At 57.3% G+C, this 16,741-nt stretch carries 17 protein-coding genes and 1 tRNA gene; 11 read left to right on the forward strand and 7 right to left on the reverse strand.

Going from position 1 to position 16,741, the window contains the following annotated elements; all coding sequences use genetic code 11:
* Window positions 1–771 precede the first annotated feature (771 nt).
* From AC2FLO_RS00545 to AC2FLO_RS00560, 4 genes are all read right to left on the reverse strand, one after another.
* Window positions 772–848 (reverse strand) — tRNA-Arg (locus AC2FLO_RS00545).
* A 64-nt stretch (window positions 849–912) separates the two neighbouring features.
* Complete coding sequence (locus tag AC2FLO_RS00550) at window positions 913–2,295, reverse strand: ATP-binding protein (RefSeq protein ID WP_496754688.1); 1,383 nt, start codon at window positions 2,293–2,295, stop codon at window positions 913–915.
* 18 nt (window positions 2,296–2,313) lie between these two features.
* Entirely contained in the window at window positions 2,314–3,732 is a 1,419-nt protein-coding gene (locus AC2FLO_RS00555) for a dihydrolipoyl dehydrogenase family protein (RefSeq protein WP_496754689.1), read from the reverse strand.
* A gap of 3 nt (window positions 3,733–3,735) precedes the next feature.
* The gene (locus AC2FLO_RS00560; RefSeq protein WP_496754691.1) at window positions 3,736–4,494 is read right to left on the reverse strand and encodes a TVP38/TMEM64 family protein; all 759 of its coding nucleotides are present in this window, start codon (window positions 4,492–4,494) and stop codon (window positions 3,736–3,738) included.
* A gap of 269 nt (window positions 4,495–4,763) precedes the next feature.
* Here AC2FLO_RS00560 and rpmH point away from each other — a divergent pair, with 269 nt between their 5' ends.
* Genes rpmH through yidD form a run of 3 tightly spaced genes read left to right on the forward strand, consistent with a single transcriptional unit; the run spans window position 4,764 to window position 5,580 of the window.
* The gene (gene rpmH, locus AC2FLO_RS00565; protein WP_005980833.1) at window positions 4,764–4,898 is read left to right on the forward strand and encodes a 50S ribosomal protein L34; all 135 of its coding nucleotides are present in this window, start codon (window positions 4,764–4,766) and stop codon (window positions 4,896–4,898) included.
* A 26-nt stretch (window positions 4,899–4,924) separates the two neighbouring features.
* Window positions 4,925–5,350: a ribonuclease P protein component gene (rnpA, locus tag AC2FLO_RS00570; RefSeq protein WP_267366122.1), complete on the forward strand. Its 426-nt coding sequence runs from the start codon at window positions 4,925–4,927 to the stop codon at window positions 5,348–5,350.
* Entirely contained in the window at window positions 5,347–5,580 is a 234-nt protein-coding gene (gene yidD / locus AC2FLO_RS00575) for a membrane protein insertion efficiency factor YidD (protein ID WP_209505895.1), read from the forward strand. The genes rnpA and yidD overlap by 4 nt, the downstream gene beginning before the upstream one ends.
* Here yidD and AC2FLO_RS00580 read toward each other — a convergent pair.
* Window positions 5,577–6,512: an alpha/beta fold hydrolase gene (locus tag AC2FLO_RS00580; RefSeq protein ID WP_496754692.1), complete on the reverse strand. Its 936-nt coding sequence runs from the start codon at window positions 6,510–6,512 to the stop codon at window positions 5,577–5,579. The two genes, yidD and AC2FLO_RS00580, sit on opposite strands and share 4 nt — an antisense overlap.
* Before the next feature lie 114 nt (window positions 6,513–6,626).
* Here AC2FLO_RS00580 and ttcA point away from each other — a divergent pair, with 114 nt between their 5' ends.
* From ttcA to AC2FLO_RS00620, 8 genes are all read left to right on the forward strand, one after another.
* Window positions 6,627–7,520 (forward strand): tRNA 2-thiocytidine(32) synthetase TtcA, encoded by an 894-nt coding sequence (gene ttcA / locus AC2FLO_RS00585; RefSeq protein ID WP_496754694.1) that lies wholly within the window; start codon window positions 6,627–6,629, stop codon window positions 7,518–7,520.
* 65 nt (window positions 7,521–7,585) lie between these two features.
* Window positions 7,586–9,121, forward strand: coding sequence for a putative bifunctional diguanylate cyclase/phosphodiesterase (locus AC2FLO_RS00590; protein WP_496806577.1), 1,536 nt, complete (start codon window positions 7,586–7,588; stop codon window positions 9,119–9,121).
* Between the two features lie 126 nt (window positions 9,122–9,247).
* Complete coding sequence (yidC, locus tag AC2FLO_RS00595) at window positions 9,248–11,077, forward strand: membrane protein insertase YidC (RefSeq protein ID WP_496754697.1); 1,830 nt, start codon at window positions 9,248–9,250, stop codon at window positions 11,075–11,077.
* A complete protein-coding gene (locus tag AC2FLO_RS00600) occupies window positions 11,074–11,811 on the forward strand; it encodes an MOSC domain-containing protein (protein WP_496754699.1) in 738 nt (245 codons plus the stop codon). The genes yidC and AC2FLO_RS00600 overlap by 4 nt, the downstream gene beginning before the upstream one ends.
* Window positions 11,808–12,461 carry a ribosome biogenesis GTP-binding protein YihA/YsxC gene (yihA, locus tag AC2FLO_RS00605; RefSeq protein ID WP_480547311.1) on the forward strand — a complete coding sequence of 218 codons (654 nt, stop codon included), beginning with the start codon at window positions 11,808–11,810 and terminating at the stop codon, window positions 12,459–12,461. Before AC2FLO_RS00600 ends, yihA begins: the two co-directional genes overlap by 4 nt.
* A gap of 60 nt (window positions 12,462–12,521) precedes the next feature.
* On the forward strand, window positions 12,522–13,385 hold the full coding sequence (argB, locus tag AC2FLO_RS00610) for an acetylglutamate kinase (RefSeq protein WP_496754701.1): 864 nt from the start codon (window positions 12,522–12,524) through the stop codon (window positions 13,383–13,385).
* Window positions 13,386–13,407: 22 nt separating this feature from the next.
* On the forward strand, window positions 13,408–14,094 hold the full coding sequence (locus AC2FLO_RS00615; RefSeq protein ID WP_496754703.1) for a ferredoxin: 687 nt from the start codon (window positions 13,408–13,410) through the stop codon (window positions 14,092–14,094).
* Window positions 14,091–14,588 (forward strand): SixA phosphatase family protein, encoded by a 498-nt coding sequence (locus tag AC2FLO_RS00620; protein ID WP_496754705.1) that lies wholly within the window; start codon window positions 14,091–14,093, stop codon window positions 14,586–14,588. The genes AC2FLO_RS00615 and AC2FLO_RS00620 overlap by 4 nt, the downstream gene beginning before the upstream one ends.
* Window positions 14,589–14,632: 44 nt before the next feature.
* Here AC2FLO_RS00620 and AC2FLO_RS00625 read toward each other — a convergent pair whose 3' ends face one another.
* Together AC2FLO_RS00625 and AC2FLO_RS00630 are read right to left on the reverse strand one after the other, a co-directional pair.
* Entirely contained in the window at window positions 14,633–15,424 is a 792-nt protein-coding gene (locus AC2FLO_RS00625) for an amino acid ABC transporter ATP-binding protein (RefSeq protein WP_480484762.1), read from the reverse strand.
* A 12-nt stretch (window positions 15,425–15,436) separates the two neighbouring features.
* Window positions 15,437–16,741 (reverse strand): amino acid ABC transporter permease, encoded by a 1,305-nt coding sequence (locus AC2FLO_RS00630; protein WP_480586682.1) that lies wholly within the window; start codon window positions 16,739–16,741, stop codon window positions 15,437–15,439.

A 16,741-nucleotide genomic window follows, 5' to 3' on the forward strand; every position in this document is an offset into this window, starting at 1 on the left:
CTGCAAGATCTGGACTTTAGAGCCAGATCGATTCATCCTAAATCCGATCCACCAAATGCCGGGACTGAACACCTAGATGAAACGCCAGTGTTTACAATTCGCTCTTAGAGTTGCGGCGTCATTCGTTTTGCCAAGCTGAGTTCTACGGATCCGTTAACTGCTGAGCCATGATCAATGGCTATATCTATGCGACCGCGGCAAGGGTCCGCCGCCTGCTTGAGTCGCAGATCAACCATGTTCGCTTCGGGCTGCGAACGGACCAATGTGAATGCGGCAACCTATCCACTCGATGGTGACCGCCTATAGTTCGAAGCTCGAAAACGATGCGGACAACTAAAAAAGGCTGAATCAGACCCTATGCGTATTTCCGAAGTTTCGGGCTAGCGCCTTCAGACGGAGGCGTAGTTGATTGCCCCGCTTGCGAATATGAGCCAGCGGGCTTTGCGGCACCAGATACTCCTGGCCATCAGGGGTAAGGCGCTGCCTTCCCCCTCGGGCAACCCTATTAGACAAAACCGTGTCCTCGGCTACGCCTGCGGGCCGCACCACTATTGTCGAATAGCATTGCCTCGCCCCCATCCGCGTTCGCCACGTGGCAGATCAGCAGGAACAGGCGCCTTCGGCGTCTGATCTGCAAATCAGCCCTGATATTCCCAAAAGGAAGTCAGGATCAATGAAATCGGTTTAGGTGCTGGATGAAGGAAGTGAGGCGAAAATGGCAAGGTTCTGTCGCTGGTGGCAGAACTATGTGTCGCCCTACAAATCACCAAGTGGCGGACCGAGGAGGATTCGAACCCCCGACCCCTTGATTCGTAGTCAAGTACTCTATCCAGCTGAGCTATCGGTCCGCGTTGGTGAGGCGCTGTTTAGACCTGTGGTCAAAGACGTGCAAGCCGATTCTTCAAAAAAAAATCAAAAAGTCATGTCTCCACGCGGAAGCCTGATTTCAAAGATCGTTCCTTCGGGTCCGGTCTCTTTCAGTGTCAGGTTACCGCCATGCCCGCGCACCAGTTCCTGAGAGATTGCAAGGCCCAGGCCAGAGCCTCCTTTGCGGACCCCACCCTGAAACGGTGTGAACAGGTTTTCACGTGCTTTTGGCGGAAGACCCGGCCCGGTGTCGCGAATTTCAAGACACCAGGCATCCTGATATTCACACCCGACGATGGTGATGTGACCCGGCTTACCCGAGGCTTCCAACGCCTGTCTTGCGTTACGCACGAGGTTCATGATGACACGAAACAACTGCTCGGGGTCGGCGCGGGCGATCAGATCTTCCGGCACTTCGTTCACGATCTCGACGCAGCCCCCTGCGACTGCCAGCTGTTCGCTGGTGGCGACGTCAGCCGCAATTGTCCGTAGGGGCACCATCGTCAAGGTGGGCGCAGGTTCTTCTGCACGGCCGAATGCCAATGTGCTTTCACACAGCGATACAGCACGGGTGATCGAATTCACCAACTTCGGAGCCATTCGCCGGACCAGCGGGTCATCACTGGATTCGATCCTGTCCGTGAACAGCTGCGCCGATGTCAGAATGTTGCGCAGGTCATGGCTGACCTTTGCAACCGCCTCACCCAGTTGCGCCAACCGCTCGCGCTGTTTGAGAGCCTGCGTCAGTTCCGTTTGCAGCATCTTCAGCGCTTCTTCCGCCTCGCGCAATTCTGTCACTCTGGAATTCGGAGAGATGATGCCGCGCGCATCCTCGGGTGCGCTGGCATAGCGCTGCATATATCCAACCACGCTTTTGATGGGCCGAACAAGAACCACGCGCACCGCAAGGAACAGTAAGGACGCCGTGATGATCGAGATGACAAAGGACAGCCCCAGAATGCGCAGGCCGTAATCAACCATCGCCATACGCAGGGGAGCGCTGTCGATGGTGACCTCGATCAGCAGCCCCGCGCCCTTGACCGGCTCGCCAATGATACGAATGACTTCATTTTCAGGTATGAATATCCGGCTCACCGCATCCCGGATCAAAATCCATGGACCGGCATCCCGTAGATCAAATGTTTTGGTGATTGCCTCTGGAATCGGAGACGACAGCATGAGTTGGCGGACTTCATCCCGACGCAACACAACGTTGTAGACACCGGCATTCGCCAGCAATTCCGCCTCAAGATCTTCGGCCAGCATATCATCTGCCAACAAAGCCAGCGATGCGATCTGAGCGCGTTCCAGACGGTTCAGTAGGAAATCCTCGCGGAACCGGGCAATCGACGGGACAAAGATCAGGATTTCGGCCAACATAACGAAGACCGTCGTCAGGATCAGAAATCGGCCCGACAGCGAGTTCAATTTACGCTCCTTTACAGGTCAGGGAATCCAACGCTGAACAAACCTGACCACACGTTTAACTGTCTGATTCTCAAACAGCCTTGGAGAGAAATAAGCGCCAGCAACGCGTTTGTTAAGCTCTCCGATTGTCGGATAGGGTGAAACCGTAGCAGCTATCTGCCCCATCTTCAGATTATTGGCCAAAGCCAGCGACCACATGTTTATCAACTCGCCCGCCTGATGGCCCACAATCGTGGCGCCGACGGGCCTGCCCTTCACCACCATGACCTTTATGAACCCTTTGGTTTTGCGCTCGGCCAAAGCGCGGTCATTGTGGTGATAATCAAAGCGCGCAACCTCCAGCCTGTCGCCATGCCGGTCGCGGGCCTGAGCTTCGGTCAGACCAACCTGCGCCAGTTCAGGATCGGTGAACGTTGCCCATGGGATATGCGCCGTTTTCGCCCTGGTGGGCAGGCTGAACAAGGCGGATCGAATGATGATACCCGCATGATACCCGGCAACATGGGTGAATTGCAGCCCCCCCACGACATCGCCAATCGCATAGACCCGTCGGTTTGACGTCCGCAAGCTGTCATCCGTCTTGATTCCGTTTCTGGTGCGGTCAATTCCCGCCGCAGTCAGGTTCAGACGCTCGATATTGGCTTTGCGCCCTGCGGCGATCAAAAGGTGAGAGCCCCGGTGAATATCGCCGTTCTCGGTCACGACCTCCACAACGCCATCCTTTCCGCGAATCTGGGCCACCACGGCGTTTTCGTGGATCACGACACCTTCACTGCGCAAAGCCTCCAGCACAATGGACGCGGCCTCGGGGTCGTCTTTGCCCAACGCCTTCTGCCCTTCAACGACTGTTACTTTACTGCCCAAACGGACATGAGCCTGCGCCATTTCCATACCCACCGGACCACCGCCAATGATCAGCAGGTGTTCCGGACGCTCGCGCAGGTCGAAGATGGTTTCGTTTGTTTGATAACGTACAGTGTCCAGACCAGGGATTGGCGGAACCATTGGCGACGACCCGGTCGCAATCACGATCCGGCGCGCGGTGATGACATGATCTCCGGCCTGCACTTTGGTCGGGGAGATAAAGCTGCCATATTCGCGGATCACCTGGACACCCAAACTTTCGAAGCGCTCCTGGCTGTCCATCGGTTCGATCTGGGCAATCACATCCCGCACATGATCCTTCGCCGCCGCATAGTCGATCTGAGGGTTTACATCGGCCACGCCAAACGCGGCGGAATGCGCCTGACCAAAGGCCGCTTTGCCGCTTGCGATCAGCGCTTTCGACGGGACGCAGCCGAAGTTCAGGCAGTCGCCACCCATCTTGTGCCCTTCCAGAAGGATCACCTTCGCACCCATCTGGCTGGCACCGGCCGCAACCGATAACCCACCGGACCCGGCCCCAATGACCAGGATATCTGTCTTGAGGTGTTGCATGGGTCAGGCGTCCTTTCCGCCACGCAGGGACTTGATGACAATCGGCAAAGCAGCCAGCACACACAAGCCGACAATGGGGCCAATGACGAAGGGTTCCCACAACAAAGAAACGTCCGGTGTTTCGCCACGGTCGAACACACCGCCCAGCCCAACACCGATCCAGGTATAAACGATACCCCCCGGAACAATGCCCAGCGCCGTCGTGATCAGAAAATTGCGAAATTTGACGCCCACCAGCGCAGGCACCAGATTGGCCACAAAGAACGGCACAACCGGGACAAGCCGCAGCAGGAACAGCACCGAGATTTCGTTCTCGCGCAACCTGTCTTTCAGCTTCCCAATCGTCCCCTTTGAGGCATCCAGCCGGGCCGTCAAAGCATTGCCCAACCCCCAGCGGGCGGCCAAAAAGATGGCCGATGCGCCAATAGTGGCCGAAAATACATTGAACACCGTTCCGGCAAACAGTCCAAACAGGAACCCGCCGGTCATCGAGGCGACAGCAGCCCCGGGCAGCGAAAACGCGACGATTACGATATAGACGGCGACGAACCCGGCCACCATGGCCCAATAGTTTGCGTCCCGCCACGCCAGCAACGCTTCGCGGTTGTCTCGCAGGGTTTCGAAAGTCAGGTAATCACCCAGCGTGAAAAACCCCACCGCGGCGACACCGAGAATCACCAGCAAGGGGATATGACGCGCCAACCCGTTTCGTGGAGCGTGGCTTGTTTCGGACATCTGGCCTTCCGGTTCTTCTTGCTTCATCTTACGCCCAACATGCGCTGCTTGCGCTTTTGGCAACAGGGGGTTCACGGGGCCTTGATCTATGTGGCCGCGAACGTGACAGTTTCAGACGATAATCGACCGATTTGAAACCTTTTCTGCATCCGGTTTACAGAATTGTTGCAAAAGCCGCGAAAACCGGACCGTTGGGGTTTGACTTACACTTCGCTTGGCAGTAGAGGACGGGCTTCGAACACTAGGGCCAGGCGAATCCGCGCCGCACCCGACCGCTATAGATTGGAGACGGAGCGATGAAACGCACCTATCAGCCTTCGAACCTGGTTCGCAAACGCCGCCACGGTTTCCGCGCGCGCATGGCCACCAAAGCCGGCCGCAAGATCCTGAACGCACGCCGCGCCCGCGGCCGCAAATCGCTGAGCGCGTAAAACCGCCCACCGATCAGGGTATGAACATGACGCCGCCGGAGGCCCCTGAGGATGGTAAGAACCACCCCGGGAATACGCCCCCGGCGGCTTCTGTTTGTCTACCCACATCCCTGACGATCCTGAAAAAAAGAGCCGATTTCCTGAAAGCCGCCCGCGCGCGCAGGCAGGGAACGTCTTCGATGATGGTGCAGGCCCGCAGACGCGCTCCGGATGAAGCGGTGGGGCTGCGCGTTGGCTTTACCTGCTCAAAGAAAGTCGGCAACGCCGTGGCCCGCAATCGTGCCAAGCGCCGCCTGAGAGAAGTCGCACGGGCCGTCTTGCCTGTGTCCGGTCTTGAAGGTTGGGACTATGTGCTGATCGGGCGGGCTGATGTAACCGCCGATCTTCCTTATGACGTCCTGCTGAGCGACTTGCGGTATGCGCTTCGCAAAGTGCATGCGGATCGCAAATGACCTTTCTGTCCCATATCGTCGCCCTGCCCGTTCGCGCGTACCGGCTGATTTTCAGCCCCTGGGTTGGTTTCAACTGCCGCTATCAGCCCACATGCTCGGCCTATGCACTGGAAGCATTGGAAAAACATGGCGCGATCCGGGGATCGTGGCTGGCTGCACACCGGATATGCCGATGCCACCCCTGGGGCGGTGACGGTTACGATCCGGTGCCCGACAATACCGACCCTTAAATCAACGCCAGGTTGCCGCGGTCGGTGAAGCTGCGGGTCGGAATGACCTCTCGGTCCAGTTTCCCCATCAACGTATGGTGCAGGTCTTCGAAAAACCGGGGCGAATCAAAATACCAATTGTGTGTCGCAGAAGGCCCATCCCCGTATTCATCGCGGGTATTCTTGAAATAAGACCCGCAATACAGATTAACCACTTTCTCAGGCCGGTCGTTTGGCATTCCGACACGGCCCAGTCGGCGCGATACTCCGACCCGCTTGACCTCTGAAATCGACAAAACCTCGTCAAAGGGGCTGTAATAGCATGTCAGCCTGGTACAACGTCGCATCAGAGAGGACGTCTTGGAACTGCCGTCGCGGAACGATTTCGCGGATACATCCGCCGCGACAAACGCGATCTGGCTGGTCATCCAGCTGTGTTGCGCGGTTTCATGGTCGTCATCGGCATAATCCATGGCTTCGCGCACCAAGAACGTGCCCATGGAATGCGCCAGAACATGGACGTTATACCGGCAATCCGCGGTCTGCATCCGGGACAGCCGCGTGATCCCGTGACTGAACAATTTTTCTGCCGCGCGCCGCGCGTCAGCCCGGTCAACGTTATAGCCCAGAACCGATCCATCGCTTGGCCAATCATAGCTGATGACCACACCGTTAAAGCCATGCGCCTCAAGACCGGTGCGTATTTTGCGGTGACGTTCCAGCATCTGATATTGCTCGGTATTGAACCCGTGCACGAAGACGACAATATGCCCATTCTCGGTAGCCGTCGCCCCGGCTTCGGCCTGGATCCGGCTTATCCATTGAGACTGCGGTATTTCATGCTGCCGTGCCGGTTGCCCGACATTTCCCGGGATAGCCAGATATCGCGCGGCACCCATCTTGTTTGAATAGTGATCGCCGCTGCGGGCGCGGACGGAAAAGAAGTAGTCCATAATATACCTCCTGAAAAATACGCGCAGGGTAACACGGGTGCAACTACGCTCCAAACGCGGTTGATCCTGCTTCTACGCCTTGCCCGGGCCTTCGGTCCGCTGTAACCACGGCGCATGTTTGATGATGCAGACGATATCCACCCGCTGTTTGCCGGCGCGCCCTCGACAACCGAGTTCAAGAAGCTGCGTAAACGTATTGTGCGCCAGACCCGTGAAGCGATCGAGCAATACGGGATGGTGGATCCGTCCGCCCACGACAAGGATGGCAAGCCTCCACGCTGGCTGGTCTGTCTTTCGGGTGGCAAGGACAGCTATACATTGCTGGCTGTTCTCTACGAGCTCAAATGGCGGGGCCTGTTGCCTGTCGATCTGCTGGCCTGCAATCTGGATCAGGGCCAGCCGGGCTTTCCGGCCACGGTCCTGCCCGAGTTTCTGGGTCGAATGGACGTACCGCATCGGGTCGAATATCAGGACACATATTCCGTTGTGATGGACAAGGTCCCGCAGGGCCGGACCTTTTGCGCCCTGTGTTCCCGTTTGCGCCGTGGCAACCTCTATCGCATCGCGCGCGAGGAGGGATGCTCGGCGGTCGTTCTGGGGCACCACCGCGACGATATCCTTGAGACGTTTTTTATGAACCTGTTCCACGGCGGTCGTCTTGCCACGATGCCGCCGAAACTGGTGAACGAAGAAGGCGATCTTTTTGTATTCCGCCCGCTCGCCCATGTCGCCGAAGCCGATTGCGAGAAATTTGCAAAGGCGATGCAATACCCGATCATTCCCTGTGACCTGTGCGGCAGTCAGGATGGGTTGCAGCGCCAGCAGGTCAAACAGATTCTGGATCAATGGGAAAAGAACAGCCCGGGTCGGCGACAGGTTATGTTCCGAGCGTTAACAAATGCGCGGCCATCGCACCTTCTGGATGGAAAGCTATTTGATTTCATTAACCTTTCGCTAAATTCCAACGAAAATTCCGGGAATTTGGATGAGATTCCGCTTCTGCGTTAACGACTGACTCAGACTGGTTTCATAGGCTTTACCTTGTGCAGATCATGCCCAAGGCCAGAAAGCTGATGCGGAACCATCCCCTTACCGACCGTTTTGTCCATTCTTTGAAAACCGTTCTGGGCGGCCCAGCCGCGCTGGCCTTTGTTCCGGCGCTTTGTCTGAGTGCATTCTGGATTGGGGGAGAACAGGCCCTGTTTGCACTGGCCCTGATTTTGCCTCTGATCGTCGCAGGCATCAATGCGTTCGCAGCCAATCCGTCGCGTAAGGGGCTTTGGCGTCCAGGTGGTCTGCTGTCAAAGGACCAGTTTGAAACAGTTTTGCAGAAGGTATTTGCCGTCGCCCGCCTGAAGGGGGAAAACTCGGCCTGTTTCGCAGTGGTTCTGGATGACTTTTCGCAATTGCTTGATCTGCACGGACAGGCGGCGGCAAACCACGTTGCACAGCAATTCTGCTCGCGCGTTTTGTCCATGATCCGCTCAAATGATTGCGCAACCCGGATGGGTGGAAACAGGATGATGGTTGTTCTGCACCCGGCACGGCAACTGGATTTGGAAGCTTGTATTCAGATGTCGGGCCGTATGCAAAACGCCGTAGAAGATCCCATCATGCTGAATGGCACCGGCGTGTATATGTCCTGTTCCATTGGCTTTTGCCTGAGCAGCAATATCACTGACGGCTCTGCAATCGATTGGCAGGAGGCCGCAAATAACGCCCTTTTGGAGGCACAACAAAACGGGCCATCCACGATTCGCGCTTTTTCCTCTCAGACGCGCAGACGGGCACAGGTCAGGATCAACTTGCGCAAAGAATTCGAAGCGGCGCTGGACAGCGGTGAGATCCGTCCATGGTTTCAACCCCAGATCTCAACCGATACCGGGCGTATCAGCGGGTTTGAGGCTCTGGCCCGCTGGGAACATCCGAAAAAAGGGGTTCTTGCCCCCAATGTGTTCCTGCCCTTTGCCGAACAGGCCGAACTGATGGACCGGTTGGGTCAGGCCATGCGGCATCATTCCTTTTCCGCAATGCGCGACTGGGATCGGTCCATGCTGTCGGTGCCGCGCATCGGAATCAACTTTTCATCTGACGAACTGCGCAATCCGGGCCTGATCGACCGTCTGAAATGGGAACTGGATCAATTCGATCTGACCCCTGACAGGCTGGCGGTCGAGGTGTTGGAGACCGTGTTCTCCAGACGGCCCGACGATGTCATCACCCGCAACGTCACCGGGCTTGCCGCAATGGGGTGCTGTATTGATCTGGACGATTTCGGGACAGGACATGCCTCGATCGGTTCTATCAAACGGTTCAACGTATCGCGCATCAAGATCGACAGGTCATTTGTTGCCAAAGCGGATCTGGACCCAAGCCAGCAACAGCTTGCCAGCGCCATTCTGATGATGGCAGAACGTTTGCATCTGGAAACTCTGGCCGAAGGTGTCGAAACGCCGGGTGAGCACGCTCTGATGGCCCAACTGGGTTGCGATCATGTTCAGGGGTTTGGCATCGGCAAGCCCATGCCATTCGAAAAAACCAAGGATTGGATCACGTCTTACCGCAACAAGGTCGACGGTGTTCCCAAAATCGGGCGGAAAACGCGGTAGGGAACCGGAAATCGCGACAAAGAAGACCCCTCCGTGACGAAATGACGGGCGATTCCGCTTGACCTTTGGGTCTGCACTCTGTTGAACCCTGCGGGTGTCTTTCACTGCTCAAGGTGGCTGTCCCCGATGGACGATCAGAACAAGAACCTCATCCTCGCAACCGCGCTCAGCTTTCTCGTGATCCTGGTCTGGTTCGTGCTGTTTCCCCCTCCGGAACAGACGACAACCACGGATCAGGTTGAAGTAACCAGCGTCGAAGGCAGTGAGGTTCAGGCGCCCAGTGCGGCCGACACCAGTACTGTCGGAGAGGCAACCGCGGCAGCTACCGAAGCTGAACCCGAGGCCGAAGCGCCCCGCATCAATATCGACACGCGCCGCCTGACCGGTAGCCTGTCCCTTGCTGGCGGTCGGATCGACGAGCTGTCATTGAAAGACTACAAGGTCTCGCTGGCCGAGGATTCTCCGATTGTCGAGTTGTTGTCGCCAGTCGGATCGCAATCCGCCTATTACGCCCTCTATGGCTGGGCTCCTGGCGCGGGCCTGACCGGTGCAGATGTTCCCGGACCAAATACCATCTGGACGCTTGAGCAGGGCGAAACCCTGGGTGTTGACACACCTGTGACGCTGGCCTGGGAAAACGGCAATGGTCTGACGTTCCGCCGCACCATAGCGGTTGACGAGAACTACATGTTCACAGTCACGCAATTTGTCGAAAACGCCACCGGGGTTGAAATTGGATTGGCACCTTATGGCATTCTTGCGCGCCACGGCATTGGCGAAGACGGGGACTTGCCGGACCTGAAGAACTTCTTCATTCTGCATGAGGGTGTGATCGGTATGGCCGACGGCACTCTGACCGAAGTGGATTATGGTGACGTTCGTGATTTCGATATCGACCCGGACGAGCGCGCTCAGGCCGAGGTGTTTCAAGTCAAGGAAAACGGCTGGATCGGGTTCACTGATCACTTCTGGATGACCACGCTGATCCCGGAACCCGGTTCTGCGTTCAAGGCGGCTGCCAAATACGACTCGCGTCGCAAGATTTACCAGACAGAAACGGTACTTCCGACGCTGACCGTGGCGCCGGGTGCGACCGAGCAGGTGACAACGCAGCTGTTTGCCGGCGCAAAAGAGTGGGAGACCATCCGCGAATACCAGGCTGACGGTGTGCAGAAATTCATCGACAGCATCGACTGGGGCTGGTTCTTCTTCCTGACCAAGCCTATTTTCTGGCTGCTGCACAACATTCATGCGCTGATCGGCAATATGGGTTGGTCCATTATCGGCCTGACGTTGATCATCAAGGCAATCCTGTTCCCGCTGGCCTTCAAATCCTACGTCTCGATGGCGAAGATGAAGGAACTGCAGCCGCAGATGGAAGCCCTGAAGGAAGCCGCGGGCGACGACCGTCAGAAGATGCAGCAGGGCATGATGGAGCTGTACAAGAAGGAAAAGGTGAACCCCGCTGCCGGTTGTTTGCCGATCCTGTTGCAGATCCCGATCTTCTTTTCACTGTACAAGGTGATCTTCGTCACAATCGAACTGCGTCAGGCACCGTGGTTCGGCCCCTTCCAGGACCTGAGCGCACCTGACCCGACCTCGATCATGAACCTCTTTGGCTTGCTGCCCTGGGCTGGCCCGCAACCGGACACCCTGATGGCGCTGATCTTTATCGGTATTCTGCCGCTGCTGCTGGGGATCTCGATGTGGCTGCAACAGAAACTGAACCCGGCACCAACCGATGCCACACAAGCGATGATCTTCGCGTGGATGCCCTGGGTCTTCATGTTCATGCTGGGCGGCTTTGCCAGCGGTCTGGTCGTGTACTGGATTGCGAACAACACGATCACCTTTACCCAACAGTATCTGATTATGCGCAGTCAGGGCTATACGCCGGACGTGTTCGGAAACATCAAATCCGGATTTAAGCGATTGCCGAACACGGACAAGAAATGAGCGGAACAGTTTCAGGCCTTTGGCGTCACCCGATCAAAAGCCATGGGCGCGAAGCCCTGAGCCAGATTACCCTCAACCCCGGGCAGACCATGCCCGGGGATCGCGTTTGGGCCGTTGCCCATGAAGCGGCCAAGACCGACGGAACGGAATGGGCCCCATGTGTAAATTTCAGCCGCGGTTCAAAAGCCCCCAAGCTGATGGCGATTTGGGCGAAACTGGACGGCGAGCAGGTCACGTTGCGCCACCCGGACCGCCCGGATCTGAGCTTTCATCCGGACACAGAGGAATCGGTTTTCCTGGACTGGGTAAAACCGCTTATGCCCTCGGATCGCGCTGCGTCCACCCGAATTGTCCGGGTGCCCGGGCGCGGTATGACCGATACCGATTTCCCGTCAATCAGCCTGTGCAACATGGCGTCTCATCGCGCTGTTGAACAAAAGCTGGGCCAGTCTTTGTCTGCGGCGCGATGGCGCGGGAACATCTGGTTCGAAGGCCTGCCTGAGTGGAATGAATTCGACTGGCTGGGCCGTAACCTTCGCATTGGCGAAACCGTGCTCCGGGTGCGCGAGCGTATCATTCGCTGTCTGGCCACCACTGCAAATCCGGAAACCGGCGAACGCGACGCGGATACTCTGGGCGCGCTGAACAGCTGGGATCATCAGGATTTCGGTGTCTATGCAGAAGTAATTCAGGGTGGTGAAATCTGCCTGAATGATACGCTGGAGGTGCTATGACCACGCTTCCGTTTCCGCTGGCCGAAGAGCCGGATGACTTCGCCAAAGAACGCGGTCGCAAGCTGTTTGCCGGCCCGTCTGAATTTGTCAAAGGCGTGGTCGCCATGACGGGCCTGCCCGCCCCTGACCGTCTGGAGGTTTGTTTTGCCGGTCGCTCGAATGTCGGCAAATCCAGCCTGATCAATGCGCTAACCGGAACAAAGGGTTTGGCGCGTGCCTCTAACACACCTGGCCGTACGCAAGAAATCAACTTCTTCACGCAAGGCCCAGACCTCTATCTGGTGGACCTGCCGGGCTATGGGTATGCCAATGCACCGGTTAACGTGGTGGAAAAATGGCAGAAGCTACTCAAGCAATACCTGAGCGGTCGTCAGACGCTGCGCCGTGCCTTTGTCCTGATTGATGCGCGCCACGGGGTAAAACCGGTCGACGCTGAAATCATGAAATTGCTGGATACCAGTGCCGTGACCTTTCAATGCGTCCTTACTAAGGCCGACAAGGTCAAGGCCAACGAGCGCGAGAAGGTTCTGGAACAAACCCGTGCGGCTTTGTCCAAACATCCCGCAGCATTCCCGGAAATCGTCCTGACCTCGTCCGAAAAAGGCGACGGGATTCCGACCCTGCGCTCGATCATTGCGCATCTGGAATAGCTTCGCCCTTGGCAGCGCGGTGCAAAGGCCCTAACACGGACGGTCAGAGGGACCTTAGCAATGAAGACACGTGACATGAACCGGGACTGGATCGCCACCGCAGCAACCCTGAACAGCGCATTGCCCTATCTGCAGCGCTATGATGGGGCCATCGTCGTCATAAAGCTGGGCGGGCATGCCATGGGCAGTGACGAGGCGATGGAGAGCTTTGCCCGCGATGTCGTCTTGATGCGGCAGGTCGGCGTGAACCCGGTTGTTGTGCATGGCGGTGGTCCAATGATCAACGCGATGCTGGACAAGCTGGATATCCAGTCCGACTTTATGAACGGCAAGCGCGTGACCGACACGGCAACCGTCGAAGTTGTCGAGATGGTTCTGTCTGGCCTGGTGAACAAGCGCATCGTTCAGGCGATCAATGGTCAGGGCGGCTCGGCCGTGGGTTTGTCGGGCAAGGATGCAAACCTGATGATCTGCGACCAGACGGATGCGTCTCTGGGTTATGTCGGCACCCCTTCCGAGATGAACCCGAAAATCCTGCATGATCTGTTCTCACATGATGTGATCCCGGTCATCGCGCCTCTGGGCGCGGGCCGTGAGGGTGAAACGTTTAACGTGAACGGCGATACGGCTGCCGGGGCGATTGCCTCGGCATTGAAAGCTGACCGCCTTCTGTTGCTGACAGATGTCTCGGGCGTCAAGAACGCGGCGGGCGATGTGGTGACCGAGCTGAAAGCCGGCCAGATCCGCGAGATGACCCGCGAAGGCACCATCGCGGGCGGTATGATCCCCAAGACCGAAACTGCCCTCGATGCCCTGCACAGCGGCGTTCGGGCCGTCGTGATACTTGACGGGCGCGCGCCAAATGCGGTTTTGCTTGAACTGTTCACGGAACATGGCGCCGGGTCGCTGATACGGCCAGACTGATCGCAGCAACAGCCGAGGGAAGATGACAGACCTTGCGCAACCTTCCTCTGTTCCAGATGCGGAAACCTATGGCCGCGTGGAACATGCGGCGCGTCAGGCGGGGTTGATTGTCATGGGCACGCTGCATCCTCATCGCGTGGCAGCCCGGCAACTTGACACTGGCACGTTAATTTTGCTGGGCGCGGGTTCTGATTTCTGGCCTGCTCTGAAAGCCTCGCCGGAATGGCGGGGGCCTGATCCAGTAGACCGCTGGTCAACCAGAATCGTCGGCCAGATGGCGCATGCGTTCGGTGCACAGGCCTATTTCCCCTTTGGTGGTCCACCCTATGCGCCTTTCATCGACTGGGCCCTGAAATCGGGACGCACCTTCAGCAGCCCGGTGGGGGCTTTGGTACATGACACGGTCGGTATGATGATCTCATATCGCGGCGCACTGCATTTCACCCATGAGTTTGCCATCCCAGAGACACCCGGCGTTTCCCCCTGTAACACCTGCGCCGCCCCGTGCACGACGGCCTGCCCTGTCGGCGCGCTGAACGCGCAAAACTTCTATGACCTTGCAGCCTGCCACGACCATCTTGATACCACTGAGGGTCAAACCTGCATGACAGGCGGCTGTCTGGCCCGCCTCGCCTGCCCGCTCAGCGCGGGCGCAGGGCGCGACCCCGAACAATCAGCCCATCATATGAGGGCTTTTCACCCGTCATGACCCGCACTCTGATCCTGACGCGTCACGCCAAATCCAGCTGGGATAACCCAGGACTTGGCGATCATGAACGCCCCCTGAGCAAGCGTGGGCGCAGGTCAGCCCCGGCCATTGGCGAATGGCTGCAAGATAACGGCTGGTTGCCGGATGAAGTGTTAAGCTCGACGTCAACCCGCACCCGCGAGACATGGGACCGGATGGGGTTAACGGCCGATAAGGTCCGCTTTCACAATGCGCTCTACCACGCCGACGCCGAAGACATGTTGCTCGAGTTGGCTAGCGCTACGGAACCGACTGTGTTGATGCTGGGCCATAACCCCGGAATCGCCGAATTCGCCAACCGCCTTGTGCAACGGCCACCGGATCACATGCGCTTTTTCGATTATCCGACTTGTGCAACCACTGTGATGACATTCAACGCCGACAGCTGGTCGGACGTGCGATGGCATATGGGCACCGTGCTGGGCTTCACCACCGCGCGAGAGTTGCTGGAATAGAAAAAGGCGGGGCAAAACCCCGCCTTTCCACCATTTTGAGCCGTTCAGTGTCCCAGAATCTGGCTGAGGAACAGTTTCGTCCGCTCACTTTGCGGATTATTGAAGAACTCTTCCGGTTCGTTCTGTTCCACGATCTGGCCCGCATCCATAAAGATCACACGGTTGGCAACCTGACGGGCAAAGCCCATCTCGTGCGTCACGCACAGCATGGTCATGCCTTCCTCGGCAAGCTCGATCATGGTGTCGAGCACCTCTTTGATCATCTCGGGGTCCAACGCCGATGTCGGTTCATCGAACAACATGATCCGCGGCATCATGCACAGCGAGCGGGCAATTGCCACACGCTGCTGCTGACCACCCGAAAGCTGACCAGGATACTTGTCGGCCTGCTCGGGGATTTTCACCTTTTCAAGGAAATGCATCGCGCGCTCTTCGGCCTCTTTCTTGGGCGTCTTGCGCACCCAGATCGGGGCCAGCGTGCAGTTCTCCAAAATGGTCAGGTGCGGGAACAGGTTGAAGTGCTGGAACACCATGCCAACCTCGGACCGGATCTTGTCGATGTTTTTGAGGTCATTCGACAGCTCGGTCCCATCCACGATGATCGTGCCCTGCTGGTGTTCCTCCAGCGCGTTCAGGCAGCGGATCAGGGTAGATTTCCCTGACCCGGACGGACCCGCAATAACAATCCGCTCGCCCTGATTGACGGTCAGATTGATGTCGCGCAGCACGTGAAAGGAACCGTACCACTTGTTCATGTTGGTGATTTCGATGGCGACCTCGTCGCTCACCTGCATTTTGGAACGGTCGATTTCGCGGTCAATTGCAAGTTCAGACATGTGTTGAACTCCTTAACGGTGGCCAGTCTGAAGCTTGCGCTCCAGATACATGGAATAACGGGACATAGAGAAGCAGACGATGAAGAACAGGAACGCGATGAACGCGAACAGTTCCCAATAGATGCCGTTCCAGGCTGTGTCGGCGCGGATAGCAGATGCCAATCCGATCACGTCGAACAACCCAATAATCGACACCAGCGTCGTATCCTTGAAGATCCCGATGAATGTGCTCACGATGCCCGGAATTGAGATTTTCAGGGCTTGCGGCATGATGATCAGCCTTTGCGCCTGCCAGTAGTTCAGGCCCAGACTGTCGGCGCCTTCGTACTGTCCTCGTGGCAGGGCAGCCAGACCACCCCGGATCACCTCGGCCATGTAGGCCGCCGAGAACAGGGTCATCATGATCATCACCCGCAAGATGATGTCAAAGTTGGTGCCTGGCGGCAGGAACAGGTTCAGAAGAAGCGACGCCACGAACAACAAGGTGATCAGCGGCACACCGCGAATGAACTCGATAAAGCCCACGCACAGGTATTTGACGATCAGCAGGTCCGACTGACGCCCCAGCGCCAGAACGATACCGATCGGAAGTGAGACACCAATGGCCACAACGCCCAGCAGGATCGCCAGCATGAAACCACCGAACTGACGGCTTTCGACAGCTTCGATGCCAATCGGCAGAACCGAGTCCAACGCGCCCGTGAAATAGCTGGATAGCACCAGCCACCAGATCACTGCGGCAACGACCGCACCGATCATACCCACCAGTTCACTCACCTGTTTGCTGAGAACCGAATACGCAAACCAACCGACGACAAACCCAAGCGCGGCCGAGATTGGCCCCCAGATGGTTCCGCCCCACATCAGGAACGGCATCAGGAACGGGTAGATTGCCGTGAAGATCAGCATCTTGGTTGGGACGCGGTCCGAATACAGAACCGGCGCCAATGCGACCAGCAACAGAACCAGCGCTAGGATCGGTCTCCAGTACAGATGGCTTGGATAGAAGCCGAACAGCAACTGTAACCAACGGTCATTGATAACCGCCCAGCAGGCGTGCCCATGGGTCGACCCCCAGGTGGCCATCATGATCTCGCGGCACTCGTTGAGAGAGTCGGCATTCCACACGGACTGGAAAATCCATGGCAGAACACCTGACAGCACGTAGTAGATCGCATAAAGCGAAACCACCGTCAGGATCGTGTTAAACCAACTTGAGAACAGGTTGTGCTTGACCCATCCCAGCGCACCGACCTCGGAAGCAGGCGGTGCCTGCTCGGGCAGCATTTCCGTGCGGACAAATGAAACATCACTCAT

It is taken from the genome of Ruegeria sp. TASC047, from assembly GCF_059612445.1.